Source organism: Bacteroides sp. OM08-11 (assembly GCF_003438665.1).
GTDB classification, from domain to species: Bacteria; Bacteroidota; Bacteroidia; order Bacteroidales; family Bacteroidaceae; genus Bacteroides; species Bacteroides cutis.
Window position 1 is genome coordinate 75,074 of the sequence record NZ_QSTJ01000009.1, and the last position, 13,927, is coordinate 89,000.

Below are 13,927 nucleotides of genomic sequence, written 5' to 3' on the forward strand. Positions count from 1 at the left end.
AAATAACAACTTTGATTTTTGAAAGTTGCAAAAGTACAAAAAATCCCCTACTACTTCACCAGTTTTTCCAGTTTCTTCAACAAACTACCTTTTCCATAACCGGACCACATTTCAACCACCTCTCCCTCTGAAGACAAAAAGACATAACGAGGTATGGCGTCTGAGCTATATTTAGCATACAAACCATGATTACCCTTCAAGTCATTCAAATTCCACCAACTGATGTCATGGTGCCGTGAGGCTATTTCCCAATTGGTTTTATCATCAATGCTTACGCTTACTATTACCAGACAACCTTCGTATTTTTTACTGATTTCTTTCATTTCCGGTAACGCCATAAGACAAGGACCGCAACCACGACTCCAAAAATCTATCAACACTGGTTTTCCTTTAAAATCTGACAAACGATGCACATTCCCTTGTAAGTCAAACAAGTCACCGTCTGCCGCCTTTTCCTGTACAGTTACCGTCTTGGCAGGAAACAGGTATGCCTGGATATCCAACCCTTCCGGTGTCTGACGCTGTACCTCAGTCAGTCCGGCATACAATTCCTCCACTTCTTTGCGGTAAGGATAATCTTTTGTGTATTTCACTCCTATTGCCAGACTTTTCAGTTTATCCATCCAGATTTCTTCTATCGGTAATTGCTTCATACGGACTATTATATTGGAATCGATACGGATTTCTAAATCATTCTTTATTTTCTCCAAACTGTCACGCAAAGCAACAACCTTGGCCAACACTTCTTTATTTTCCGGTTTACGGGGATATTTGCGTCTGAACCGCATCTGTTCCATATAATTTTCTTGCATGAGATTCCATAAATCACGCGAATCATCTACAAAAAACTGCCATATCTTCTGTTGCGGCACTTCACTTTTCACTTGCCAAGTATAGATATTAATATCTTCGCCTATCAAACGGATATGTGAACCTGCCTTCGCCCATAAATGTAACCCCATGGTATACAGATTTCCGTCACGAATCTGTAACATCAAACGGTCGGTATCCGTACCCGAAAAAGGTACTTCAAAACGAAAACTGTCTCCTCGCAGAGTGTCCACAGCAATACTACTACCTACACTTCCTTCCATCCGGAATAAATTTAAACATACACCCTCCTTCACGTTTTTTACTTTCCCTTCAATAATAAAAGTGTCTTGCGCTTGTATCCCGCCACTTGATAACAAGAAAAGTATACAGCTAACCAATACTCTAAAATTCAGATTTTTCATATTTTCTTTTTAACAGTTATGTTCGTGTATATTAAATACAATATTAATAAAGATTATTTTCAATTACGAAATATCCGTAAATCATTTATTCTTATTTAACTACACAGAAGCAAAATAATTATCATAAGAAAAATACGGAACAATACCTTTCTACAGATATACAAGCATTCCCGATTACTTAAACCGTGACGTATCTACTCCCTCTCTTTGTTTCTCTTTATATCCACCAAATTTGTAAGTAATCGAAACTCCGAACTCACGAAAACATGAATAGTGATTAGTGACATTTTGTGTCTTGAAACGAATGTGCGGAGAAATTTGTGCGGATTCAAAGATATCGTTACAATAAAGATTTAAAATACCTTTTCCTTTGGCAAAACCGTAACGTAAGGTGGCATTCAGTCCCCCTGAAGTAGGTAAATCATATATCCCTTGAATAGCATCACTATGGACCATACCGATTATCTTCAGTTTCAAATCGGGCTTGGTAGCAAGAGTAATGGTATGAGTCATTTGGGCAATTCCATAACATTTCTTCCGATTAAAAGGAATATCCCAGAAATCATCATCCTTTTCGTGATGCCATACACCGATAAAAGTGATCCGTGAATTTAACCATTTATTTATATTAAATGGTATAGAAGCCTGTAAACCTGACTGTTGCTGAAAGTCAAAATTCAGGTATTTATAGATTTCCACAAGACATTGCGGTGATTGATATAATGTCTGAGTAGAATAGTCCTTAGTATGGTTGAACCATGTGCTAAAGATATATTTCCCCTTTAAAATATAAGTCATTTTAAGTTCATAACTCTGCGCCGGTTTCAAAAATGGATTACCGTGTATTTCTGAGTAACCACCACCGATATAGGATATGGCATCTTGCACAGCCCAGTAACCAGGATATTCTTTATCACTACTCAATCCTAATTGAAAAATATGCCCCGGTACAGGTATATAAGTCAAATTTATAGTAGGATATATATCCCACTGATTCCAAACCGCCGTCTTGTAATGTTCTACAGCTAAAGAAACATCCATTGACACCTTATTATTAAAACTTTTTTTGAAACCTGCATAAAGATTGAGAGTCTGTTCCCGTTTACGGGATTTCATACTACTACTCTGTTCATTGCTTTCTACATCATCATAATACTGATAACTATTATCAAGACTGGTAGTATAAACAATGCCATAATTCACCCCCAAATCCTGTTTCAAATTATGTTCTTGTGTCAAAAATACCTTCCAACGATTGATACGCTGACAATCTTTAGTAAAGAAATTGAGTTTTTCTTCCCACATTTGACTATAGAGCAATTGGCTTGATGGAGAATTGTAATAAGTCAATTCTACCCCAGTTTTCAGCCCGAAGGGTGTATGATAATCGATACGTCCATTATGTAACCAGTCGGTACTGTTACTGTGGGTTACGGACTGTTGTGTACCCATAATATTTGTCTTGTTGTGATAGGTATTATAATTTCCGTTATATACAAAACTCAACTGATGTTTTTTTGCAATATTGTAATCCGCCTCTACGCGAAAACTATGTGTATGCGAACGTCCACGGCTCACCTCATCATTATTTATGAGATGAATCGTGCCGTCCGACAATGTGTGCACAGCATCCTTGTTCGTCGTGCTGTAATTACGACCGTGTTTGTGTGAGTAAAGAAAATCTGCGGAGAATTTATTTTTATTGTAAAGGAGACTGGCACGTTCTTCAAAACGCTCGTAATACTTTTGAGTAGCCTTATTATATACTTCGCCTTGCCAGGAAGAAGACTCATCCGTGGTCTGCTTCAACCGAATATTGATAAGCGCACCACGTACCTGATAACAAGCAGGCGCATTGTACATTACTTCCGCCTTTTCAATGCGGCTTGCCGGAATATTTTTCAATAAAGTATACAGTTGTTCTGTAGTAAGTGTAGTTACCTTACCATCAATAATAACGGTAGTCCCCTGCCCTCCTAACTGGAGTATACCATTTATTTCGGTTACACCGGGAAGTTCTTTCACGGCATCATAAGCGTTATCTACAGGCATATCATGAAGAATTCTCGGCAAGTCATATACTAACTTACCCTGTTCGGCTTTCACTACAGGACGTTCACCGGTAATCATAATTTCCGGAAGACTCTGATAAAGACTATCCAACCGTGAATCAGTTGTTATAAGGCTGTCGGCACTGAGAATACGTTCTTTATCAATATTAGGATCATCGATCTTCTCTTGTGCAAATAAAACTGCACTTAATACACTAAATACCAAAGAAAGATAATAAATTCGTTTCATGTTCAATATGTTTTGAGAGTTTATTTACATTTCGATGGTACAAAGTACGGTAGAAATTGTGAAAGTCTGTGTTATCATGAACTTACCGAGTGTTATCTACTGTTATTGGAACTGTTATTTAGTCTTATCAGATGGTACAGTACATCGGATAACTCCTTATCTTTGCCCACATAAGTATTCAAAGAAAACAATGAAACTACCATTCAAATATATTGCCATACTTGTCATTATTTCATTGACAGGTATTTTTCTTTACCAGACATACTGGCTTACTGGCTTGTATCAGACAATGCGTAGCGATATGGAACAAAATATCGTGGAAGCCATGCGCATCAGTGATTATAATGAAATGATGTTCCGTGTAAATTCATTGAAAAAAGATGATAAAGACCATGGAGAAGTAAGTGTAGAAGCCGGTTATCACGATAATGGTCATTCTTTTGTCCGTAGTAGTGCCAGTATTACACGTCCAGGTGAACCAGACACGACAAGAATATTATATATCGACCGCCGTGAAAATACCCCAAAAGTGCAATGGATGGAACTGGACTCGGCACAACAGGAGATGAAACAAACTCTTAAAGATACCATTACGCCCAGTTCTGCTCTAAGAGCAAATGGCAGTTTAGACATGATATTACGAGATAAAAACACAATGCTGGAATTGGCAACCTATTTCCAGCGAGGATTGCACGCCGGACTTGATATTATCATGGAACCAGATATTATGATCTTTGATAGTTTGTTGACCATACAGTTGAAAGAGAAAGGTATTTCTCTTCCTCACCGGTTACTGCAAATCCATAAAGGAAGTACTCCCGATTCAACTTTTACATATATAGATACGTTAGCAATAACAGGAACTACAGGCTATATTCCCAGTCCGAAGGCAGTACTATACGATTATTCATTCGATCTAAACACTAACCAAAGTTATCGTCTTTGGATAGAACCGATTACCATGTTGGTATTACACCAAATGTTAGGAATTCTCACTACTTCATTCATTGTATTGATTATCCTTATTTTTGCTTTCTGGTATCTCATCCGTACTATTCTACGACAAAAGACACTGGAAGAGATGAAAAGTGATTTTACCAATAATATTACCCACGAATTGAAAACCCCTATTGCCGTTGCTTACGCTGCTAACGATGCTTTGCTCAATTTTAATCAAGCTAAAGAAAAAGCCAAACGAGATAAATACCTGAGAATTTGCCAGGAACAGTTACAACGACTCAGCGGACTTGTAGAACAAATATTATCTATGAGCATGGAACACAGAAAGACGTTCCGGCTTCATCCAGAAAATCTGAAAGTGCGAGAAGTTCTTGATAAACTCGTCGAACAACATAAGTTAAAAGCCGATAAACCTATAACAATTACTCTCAATGTAGAGCCGGAAGATTTGACTGTTACTGCCGATCGTACTCATTTTAGTAACATCCTTAGTAACTTGATAGACAACGCCATCAAATATTCGCATGAAAGGGCAAGAATAGATATTCACTGCCGGACGATACTTACTGATTCAGGCAAAAAAAACGAAATATCCGTCCATGACTATGGAATCGGAATTTCCATTGAGAAACAAAAACATGTATTCGACAAATTCTATCGAGTACCCACGGGTAATCTCCACAACGTAAAAGGGTATGGTCTAGGACTGTTTTATGTAAAGACCATGACTGAGAAACACGGTGGAAGTGTATCAATCAAAAGTGAATTGGGAAAAGGAAGTGTATTTACAATCATAATATAATTACCTATGTCAGACAAAATAAAAATACTTTTAGTAGAAGATGAAGAGACGCTTGCCATGATTATCAAAGATACATTAGAAGGACAGAATTTCATTATCCAGACTGCCAGTAACGGTGAAGAAGGTCTTCGTTTGTTTTTCGATTTACGTCCCGACGTATTGGTAGCAGATGTTATGATGCCCCGTATGGATGGCTTTGAAATGGTACGTCGCATCCGACAGACAGACAAACATACTCCCGTACTATTTCTCACGGCACGTTCCGCCATCAATGATGTGGTCGAAGGATTTGAACTCGGTGCTAACGATTACTTGAAAAAGCCCTTTGGTATGCAAGAACTCATTGTCCGTATCAAGGCATTGGTTGGTAAAGTCTTTTCATTTACCGAAACAATCCCAGAAGAAAAGACTGGCTTCGAAATAGGGAACTATCGTTTCAATTCTGTCACCCAAAAGCTCAACTACATCGGTACAGCTGTCTCTCCACATATTAATACGGAAATGGAACTCTCCTACCGTGAATCGGAAATATTGAAACGGCTTTGTGAAAATCAGAATCATGTTGTCAATACTCAGAATGTTTTGCTGGATCTCTGGGGAGATGACAGTTTTTTCAATTCACGTAGCTTACATGTTTTCATCACCAAGCTACGCCATAAATTGTCACAAGACAATAGCATACGTATCGTAAATGTACGGGTATAGGATATAAGTTGATTGTAAATAGTTAACGGTTTTATAATGATTTGCTTAATACTCCAAAATAATACAAAGAAATTTCAGGAAATTGGATGAAACAACTATCTTTGTTGAAATAGAATGAGCAAAAGATATGAAACGATTTCTTTTTAGTATAATCATATTGCTTGCAGGTTTTTCGTCAGTATTTGCACAAAATGAAATATCCGTAGATAGTTTGCATACTAATATATTCCCCAAAGGAGGTACTCAGGAAGAGACAGTTCTGCCTGAAGTAAAGAACTACGATGGATTTCTATTGGACATGAGCCTGATGAAGATGACACCTCCACAGTTACCTAAATTCACACTAGAAATACCTGATGCCAGTAAAGATTATAGTAGTATTTTTCGGTTAAATCCAAATACCGCTTATTCACAAGGATTTTCTAATAAATTTTCTTTAAGTAATTCCATAGTATACAGTATGAATCCTTTTGGGCTGACAGACTTTTGGTCTACTCCTGATAATCTGCAAATGGGTAGTTTCAAATTGAAAAACGGAATGCAGATTAACACTTATGGAGAATATAATAAAGACGGCTGGAGAGTCCCCAACCCTTCTGTATTGCCGTGGAAAAAGAATAACTTCAAAGGAGCATTCGAACTAAAATCCGCTAACGGTGCGTTCGGTTTCAGTATAGAGGTACGGCAAGGGAACAAAACACTATTCTAAACATTGTCACTTCAGGTATAATAAAGAAAAAGATAAGAATTTCAAGTTACATGATTATGAGAAAGAGAATATTGTTAATCGGAGCTAATGGTTTTACGGGACGACGGATATTAAATGATTTGTCACATAATCTTTCCTATCAGGTTACGGGTAGTTCCATGCATGATGACTGTTGCCCTGGTTCAGGAAACTATCATTATATACAAGCTGATATCTGTAATGTCCAGACTCTGAAAGAATTGTTCAAGGAAGTATACCCTGATACAGTAATCAATACTTCCGCTCTCTCTGTACCTGATTATTGCGAAACACACCATGAAGAAGCGGATGCAATCAACATTACCGCTGTAGCCAATCTTGCTAAATATTGCCATAAATATGGAAGTCGGCTCATCCATCTATCCACAGATTTTGTATTCAGCGGAAATGCCAACCGTCTTTATACAGAAGAAGACCTCCCTGCCCCTGTAAATTATTATGGTTATACTAAATGGGAAGGTGAAAAGCACATAGTTGCTCTTTGCCAAAATTATGCTATCGTACGCGTAGTCGTTGTGTATGGTGCCGCACTGCCGGGACAACACGGAAATATCTTACAACTGGTAGTTAATCGATTAAGAAGCAATATAGAAATCCATGTTGTTTCTGACCAATGGCGTACTCCAACTTTTGTAGGTGACATATCCTGGGGAGTAGAAAAATTGATATCTCATCCTCAAAGTGGTGTCTATCACCTTTGTGGAGGTGATTGCCTGACTATTTCTGAAATAGCATATCGTGTAGCCGATATACTGAATTTGGATCGTTCACTTATCATTCCCGTCACTACAAAGGATATGAAAGAAACAACACCTCGTCCCCGCTTTAGCGGACTGAGCATTGAAAAGGCGCGTAAAGAGTTGGGATATAAACCGCATACGTTGGAAGAAGGGATTAAGATAATGTTTGAATGAAAAACTTAGCTACGTTATACAAGCATGCCACATGGTAATTCTTAATTCTTCATATCTCCTTCCCTTTCCTTTCCCTCTCGGTAAACACGTACCATTTCAAGAATACTATCCCCGTACTTCTCTACCCCTTTCTTTCCAAAATAGGGAATACGGACGAGTGCCTTTTTGTCTGATGGTAAAAGATTACTTATGCCGAGAAGAGCTTTCTGCTGAATAACGATATAAACAGGTACCCCCAATCGGGTAGCTTCCGTATTTCTCCACACAATTAGTCGCCTGTATAGTTCCGGGTGCAAAAGATCCGAAGGTATCTCAATTGCAGTAGCCCGTTGCCTACTTTCACGAACTTTATTCTTTTGCCCTTTCTCTCCTTTCTTCTGGCTGTCCTTATCTGATAAAATTATTTCTTTACCTTTTGTTTTCTCTTTAACAGATGTATCATCAATCGAAAGTACCGCTTTCTGCTTCAAATACTCATTGACATGGAAACCATTCCGGATAACAAACTCCAACAAGTTTTCCTTCAGCAGATAAACATCCGTCAGTTCCTTATCCGCTTCTTTCAATTTCTTTTTCAAGTCTTTATTGTCTGTAACAAGTCCCCCCTTACTTATAATCATATTCAGCGGCTTCAATTGCTCCTTAAAGTATTGCGCTCCCAGATGAATACGCTCTTGTAGTGTTTTGTCCGAAGCATAATCATTCACAGCATCTATCAGCCGATTATATTGCAAACTGAATTTCTGGGCTACCTTAATCACTTTTACATGAAAACGTTCCACCTCCTCTTTATAGATTACCAACTGCTTCGGATAAAGCTTGTACAAATGCTCATCCACCAGTCTGACATATCGTTTTAAGGCCAATTCTAACGGCAAGAAATCGAACAAGCCGGATAATAATTCATGGAAATAAGCCTGTTGCAACGAATGGAACCGCTTCTCATCCGGTGTACTCCTGCGTGCAGTCTCAGTAAAAACATCGACTGCATGATCGCTGATAACGGTCTTTGTAGAGAGCGGGGCACTCAGCACCAGTCCTTCCAGAGTTTTGCAACGGCTCAATGCTACATAAGTTTGTCCATGTGCAAAAGATAAGCTGGCATCAATGATGGCACGTTCGAACGTTAAACCCTGACTCTTGTGTATTGTGATTGCCCATGCCAGTTTTAAAGGGAATTGCTGGAACGTGCCTTCGATATCTTCCGTAATCTCTTTAGTTTCCTCATCAAGCACATATTTGGCGTTCGTCCATTCTTCCTCTTGGAGCGAGAAAGTTTCACCACTATCCTTACTGCGTACCGCGATATTATCTGAAGACACTTCGGTCACTATCCCAATCATACCATTATAATAGCGATGCTCACCCGAAGAATCATTTTTTACAAACATCACCTGAGCACCTTTTTTCAATTCAAGTACCTCATCTGTAGGATAAGAATATTCAGGAAACTTTCCGTCAACTGTAGCACGAAAAGTATAAGTATGACCTGGTAACTGTTCCAACTCATAGTCGTTGATGCGCTGTGCCTGATAATTATGGGTAACAAGTCGGATATAACCTTCCTCTTTCCGAGGAACAAAACCCGCTATATAACGCCGATTCAATGTATCCAGTACTTGTACATCGCATCGGTTTTCACGAATACGGTTCAGTAATTCGAGAAAAGTCCCATCACTTTGCCGATAAACAGTTTTCAATTCGATGGTACAATATTCCGTTTGCCTTAATACCTGGCTAGAGAAGAAATAGGGAGTATCATAATAAGACTTCAACATCTGCCATTCCTCATCCTTCACTACAGGAGCCAACTGCTGGAGATCACCAATCATCAACAGTTGTACACCACCAAACGGTTTATGGTGGTCACGGAAACGACGAAGTATACCATCTACCGCATCCAGCAAATCAGCACGTACCATACTGATTTCATCAATCACAAGTAAGTCTATGCTGCGTATAATGTTAAGCTTTTCTTTACTAAAACGATAACGATAGGATACTTTGCTATTTGCACTGAACGAACTTTCGGGCACAAAAGGAGCAAATGGTAACTGAAAAAAAGAATGAATAGTTACACCACCCGCATTAATCGCCGCAATCCCTGTAGGTGCAAGGACTACCATCCGTTTAGGACTTTCACTTTTCAGTTTCCGTAGAAAGGTTGTTTTTCCGGTACCGGCCTTACCGGTCAAAAATAGATGAGTACCTGTGTTTTCTACAAATTGCCATGCAAGCGCTATTTCAGGGTTTTGATCCATTACTATCCAGATTATTTACAATTTGTAAAGGTAACACTTTTATCCAGATAAAAAAGAATATGCCGTAAGCAAAAAATTAGAAGATTATTATTGAAACACAAATAAACACAGATTTCCTCAGATTATAAAATGCACTATTTTAAAAATAAAATTCTTTACGAAAATCTGCATTTATTCGCATTTCAATGAACTCCCTGTATTATTTCAAGCTTCCCCCAATAATATCTAGCAACTCATTCGTGATAGCTTGCTGACGACTCTTATTATACTGCTTCGTCAAGTCCTGAATCAACTCATTCGCATTGTCCGTTGCCGTCTGCATGGCAAGTGTACGAGCAGCATGTTCAGAAGCGTTAGAGTCCAACAAAACCGTATAAAGTTTTTGACTTAACACCTTGGGAAGAAGACCAGCTATCAACTCAGGAACAGAAGGCTCTACAATATAGTCATTGTTGAAACTACGCATCTCCGAAACAGCTTCATTAGCTTCTTCTGTTACTTTTTTTAAGTCAATAGGCAGATATTCATCTCTTGTCAGTACTTGTGAACCCATAGATTTGAAATGATGATAAATCAGTTCCACCTTATCTACGCGTTTCTCTAAAAAATCATTCATCAGCGAACCGGCAAGTTCATAAGCCTGCACGTACGAAGGTTTATCCGCCATAATTTGATAACTACCTTGCGGCGTATATCCCATCTTTTTCACAGCATCTTCCACCTTCCTACCCACAGGATAAATCATGATATTCTCCTGCCCTAACGATTTATAATCATTCACCGTTTTTTCCAACATCTTCGCCACGTTGGAATTAAAAGCGCCACAGAGCGAAGTATTGGACGAAAACACGACTATCGCCACCTTAGTCACAGAACGAACATCAGTATAGGGTGACTCGAATGTAGCATCCGTACGCAGAAAATTCATCAGGATTTCGTTCAGCTTCCGTTGATAAGGTAGCATATTTTCAATCCGCCCCTGTGCTTTATGCAATTTGGCAGATGCCACCATCTTCATCGCCGACGTAATCTGACGTGTACTCTTGACGGAGTTAATTCTATTTTTTACCTCTTTCAGTGAAGCCATTTCTATTTATGATTTAATTATTTACGATTTACGATTGGAAATACTCTTTTTTATAAGACTTATTCACTCTTTACAACCAAAAGCAACCTCAATCATAAACCGGTCAATTGCAAATTATGAAAATTGTTTCGCCACCGTTTCCGCTGTTTCCTCAATTTTCTTGCAAACTTCATCATCAATCACCCCCATCTTCAATACATTGAGCACATCTTCACAATGATTAATCTCAAGATATTCCAAGAAGCTACGTTCAAATTCACTAACTTTATCTAAAGGAACATTCTTCAACAAACCATGCGTACCACAATAAAGAATAGCAATCTGTTTTTCTACAGGAATTGGACTATATTGAGCTTGCACCAATAAACGGGTATTTTTCTGTCCTTTATCGATAGTCAACGCTGTCACAGGGTCCATATCACCGCTAAATTTGGTAAATGCTTCCAGCTCACGATACTGTGCCTGGTCTATTTTCAATGTACCCGCCACCTTCTTCATTGCCTTAATCTGAGCATTACCACCTACACGGCTTACAGAGATACCTACATCAATAGCCGGACGATTACCCTGATTAAAGAGGTTTGTATCAAGGAATATCTGTCCGTCGGTAATAGAAATTACATTTGTGGGAATATACGCAGATACATCACCTGCCTGTGTCTCGATGATAGGCAATGCAGTCAACGAACCACCACCTTTTACTTTACCCTTCAGGCTTTCCGGCAAATCATTCATTTCACGAGCCACTTCTTCCTGATTAATAATCTTTGCTGCACGTTCAAGCAAACGAGAATGTAAGTAGAAGATATCACCCGGATAAGCTTCACGTCCCGAAGGACGACGTAAAATCAAAGATACTTCACGATAAGCTACTGCTTGTTTGGACAAATCATCATAAACCACCAGCGCATGGCGACCGGTATCACGAAAATATTCACCAATGGCAGCACCCGCAAACGGAGCATAATACTGCAAAGCGGCCGGATCACCAGCTGTAGCAGCTACAACAATTGTATAGTCCATAGCACCATATTCGCGCAACGTATTCACGATAGACGCCACCGTAGAACCTTTCTGCCCAATTGCAACATAAATACAATACACAGGATCTCCCACTTCAAAATTAGCACGCTGATTAATAATAGTATCAATAGCGATAGCAGTCTTCCCCGTCTGTCGGTCACCGATAATCAACTCACGTTGCCCACGCCCGATAGGAATCATGGCATCCACAGCTTTCAATCCCGTCTGCAACGGTTGATTTACCGGCTGGCGAAAAATAACTCCCGGCGCTTTCCGTTCCAACGGCATTTCACAAAGCTCACCACCTATCAGTCCCTTTCCGTCCAACGGTGCTCCCAGCGGATCGATAACACGTCCCAACATACCCTCACCTACCATGATAGAAGCAATACGTTTAGTACGTTTTACCACATACCCCTCTTTAATTTTATCCGTAGGTCCCAATAACACGGCACCTACATTGTCTTCCTCAAGATTCATTACAATGGCTTTAATACCGTTGTCGAATTCCAACAACTCGTTTGCTTCGGCATTGCGCAATCCATAGATACGAGCCACACCATCACTGACTTGCAGCACCGTACCGATTTCATCTAGTTGCACACGGGTATCAATCCCTTCCAACTGCTTACGGAGTATATCGGAAACTTCGCTTACTTTTATATTTCCAGACAACATTTTATTTACAATTTAATTATTTACGATTTACAATTGACATTACTCTTTTCTATCAGACCGATTCACTTTTTACAACCAAAACTTTAATTATAAATTGCAAATCTTCCAATCGTAAATCACACAATTCTTCTATTCTTATCAATGAACTGTTGTTTCACTTTTTTAAGCTGAGTAGCGATACTTGCATCCAGACGATAATCATTGATATCGAATACAAAACCACCTTCAATGGACGGATCTACTTCGGTTTGCAACTCCATTTCAGCATGCAGCAAATTAGAAGCACTATTTCTGATACGTTCCCAAACATCCCGGCTCACAGGCACAGCAGTTATCAACTTTGCTACACCAATATGCTTGTCATTGCGGTAAAGTTTCAGGAAGCTCAAAGCAATATACTGAAGAAAAGACTCGCGCTTGTTTTTCAACACCAAAGTAATGAAACGAATAAACTCACGTCCGGCAGGGGCATCCCCCACAGCAGCGGTACAAATGAGCGTAAACTTCTCTCGTATCGTTAAAATGGGATTATCCAATGCTTCACGCAGGTCAGGATGTTTTTCGAAGCTTCTCGTCAACATACGCATTTCAGCGTACATTATATCTTCTGTCCCCATACTCTTGACATACTCCATAAGTGCTTTTGCATATCGCATCGAAACAATTCCTATATCCACTTTTGTAATGTTTAATGATGAATGTTTAATTATTCTCCTTTGCTGTCAGCATTTCATCCAGCATCCGGTCAATCATTTCCATCTGCTCATGCTTCTCATCCAGATTTTTACGGATTACCTTCTCTGCAATATCTACTGAAAGCACTGCTACTTGACGACGAATGTCGCGGATAGCTTCTTCCTTCTCCTGCTGTATCTGTTTTTTCACATCATCCAGTTCCTTCTGCGCAGCGACTTCCGCCTGTTTACGCGCTTCGACGATAATCTTGTCACGCTCGTGCATCGCCTCCCGCAGAATACGTCCCTGCTCTTTGTTTGCAGCAGCAATCAATGCCTCACTCTGCTCTTTCAATTTGGAGAGTTGGGCATTTGCTTCGCGTGCCACCTCCATGGATTGGTCTATGTAGGTCTTACGACCTTCCACCATCTTAGTGATGACGGGGAAACCGTATTTTGCCAACACAACAAACACCACACCAAATGAGAGGAGCATCCAGAACAACAAACCACTATCGGGTAATAACAATGACATAATT

The 13,927-nt window shown here is 39.4% G+C and carries 10 protein-coding genes and 1 pseudogene; 4 read left to right on the plus strand and 7 right to left on the minus strand.

What is annotated here, in order from left to right; all coding sequences use genetic code 11:
- Positions 1 to 50: 50 nt before the first annotated feature.
- Together DXC10_RS14635 and DXC10_RS14640 are read right to left on the minus strand one after the other, a co-directional pair.
- Complete coding sequence (locus DXC10_RS14635) at positions 51 to 1,235, minus strand: TlpA disulfide reductase family protein (RefSeq protein WP_101542687.1); 1,185 nt, start codon at positions 1,233 to 1,235, stop codon at positions 51 to 53.
- Between the two features lie 174 nt (positions 1,236 to 1,409).
- On the minus strand, positions 1,410 to 3,536 hold the full coding sequence (locus tag DXC10_RS14640) for an outer membrane beta-barrel protein (protein WP_117738316.1): 2,127 nt from the start codon (positions 3,534 to 3,536) through the stop codon (positions 1,410 to 1,412).
- Between the two features lie 190 nt (positions 3,537 to 3,726).
- Between DXC10_RS14640 and DXC10_RS14645 the strand changes: the two genes are divergently transcribed.
- From DXC10_RS14645 to DXC10_RS14660, 4 genes and pseudogenes are all read left to right on the plus strand, one after another.
- On the plus strand, positions 3,727 to 5,298 hold the full coding sequence (locus DXC10_RS14645; RefSeq protein WP_117738216.1) for a sensor histidine kinase KdpD: 1,572 nt from the start codon (positions 3,727 to 3,729) through the stop codon (positions 5,296 to 5,298).
- A 6-nt stretch (positions 5,299 to 5,304) separates the two neighbouring features.
- Positions 5,305 to 6,029 (plus strand): annotated as a pseudogene (locus tag DXC10_RS14650) (response regulator transcription factor).
- A 101-nt stretch (positions 6,030 to 6,130) separates the two neighbouring features.
- Positions 6,131 to 6,712, plus strand: a complete 582-nt coding sequence (locus DXC10_RS14655) for an occludin (RefSeq protein ID WP_101542684.1) — start codon at positions 6,131 to 6,133, stop codon at positions 6,710 to 6,712.
- 56 nt (positions 6,713 to 6,768) lie between these two features.
- Entirely contained in the window at positions 6,769 to 7,665 is an 897-nt protein-coding gene (locus DXC10_RS14660; RefSeq protein WP_180949179.1) for an NAD(P)-dependent oxidoreductase, read from the plus strand.
- Between the two features lie 41 nt (positions 7,666 to 7,706).
- On the opposite strand, the gene DXC10_RS14665 is transcribed toward DXC10_RS14660, so the two are convergent.
- The 5 genes from DXC10_RS14665 to atpF form a co-directional block, all read right to left on the minus strand.
- Positions 7,707 to 9,926, minus strand: coding sequence for an HRDC domain-containing protein (locus DXC10_RS14665; protein WP_101542683.1), 2,220 nt, complete (start codon positions 9,924 to 9,926; stop codon positions 7,707 to 7,709).
- A gap of 199 nt (positions 9,927 to 10,125) precedes the next feature.
- Entirely contained in the window at positions 10,126 to 11,013 is an 888-nt protein-coding gene (locus DXC10_RS14670; protein WP_101542682.1) for a F0F1 ATP synthase subunit gamma, read from the minus strand.
- Between the two features lie 114 nt (positions 11,014 to 11,127).
- Positions 11,128 to 12,711, minus strand: a complete 1,584-nt coding sequence (atpA, locus tag DXC10_RS14675; RefSeq protein ID WP_101542981.1) for a F0F1 ATP synthase subunit alpha — start codon at positions 12,709 to 12,711, stop codon at positions 11,128 to 11,130.
- Between the two features lie 119 nt (positions 12,712 to 12,830).
- Complete coding sequence (locus tag DXC10_RS14680) at positions 12,831 to 13,391, minus strand: F0F1 ATP synthase subunit delta (protein ID WP_101542681.1); 561 nt, start codon at positions 13,389 to 13,391, stop codon at positions 12,831 to 12,833.
- 25 nt (positions 13,392 to 13,416) lie between these two features.
- Positions 13,417 to 13,923, minus strand: coding sequence for a F0F1 ATP synthase subunit B (gene atpF / locus DXC10_RS14685; RefSeq protein ID WP_101542680.1), 507 nt, complete (start codon positions 13,921 to 13,923; stop codon positions 13,417 to 13,419).
- Positions 13,924 to 13,927: the final 4 nt, after the last annotated feature.

What these genes read in the sequence shown, in the direction of transcription:
- DXC10_RS14635 (WP_101542687.1), bottom strand. Translation starts at nt 1,235, where the DNA reads ATGAAAAATCTGAATTTTAGAGTATTGGTTAGCTGTATACTTTTCTTG.
- DXC10_RS14640 (WP_117738316.1), bottom strand. Translation starts at nt 3,536, where the DNA reads ATGAAACGAATTTATTATCTTTCTTTGGTATTTAGTGTATTAAGTGCA.
- DXC10_RS14645 (WP_117738216.1), top strand. Translation starts at nt 3,727, where the DNA reads ATGAAACTACCATTCAAATATATTGCCATACTTGTCATTATTTCATTG.
- DXC10_RS14655 (WP_101542684.1), top strand. Translation starts at nt 6,131, where the DNA reads ATGAAACGATTTCTTTTTAGTATAATCATATTGCTTGCAGGTTTTTCG.
- DXC10_RS14660 (WP_180949179.1), top strand. Translation starts at nt 6,769, where the DNA reads ATGAGAAAGAGAATATTGTTAATCGGAGCTAATGGTTTTACGGGACGA.
- DXC10_RS14665 (WP_101542683.1), bottom strand. Translation starts at nt 9,926, where the DNA reads ATGGATCAAAACCCTGAAATAGCGCTTGCATGGCAATTTGTAGAAAAC.
- DXC10_RS14670 (WP_101542682.1), bottom strand. Translation starts at nt 11,013, where the DNA reads ATGGCTTCACTGAAAGAGGTAAAAAATAGAATTAACTCCGTCAAGAGT.
- atpF (WP_101542680.1), bottom strand. Translation starts at nt 13,923, where the DNA reads ATGTCATTGTTATTACCCGATAGTGGTTTGTTGTTCTGGATGCTCCTC.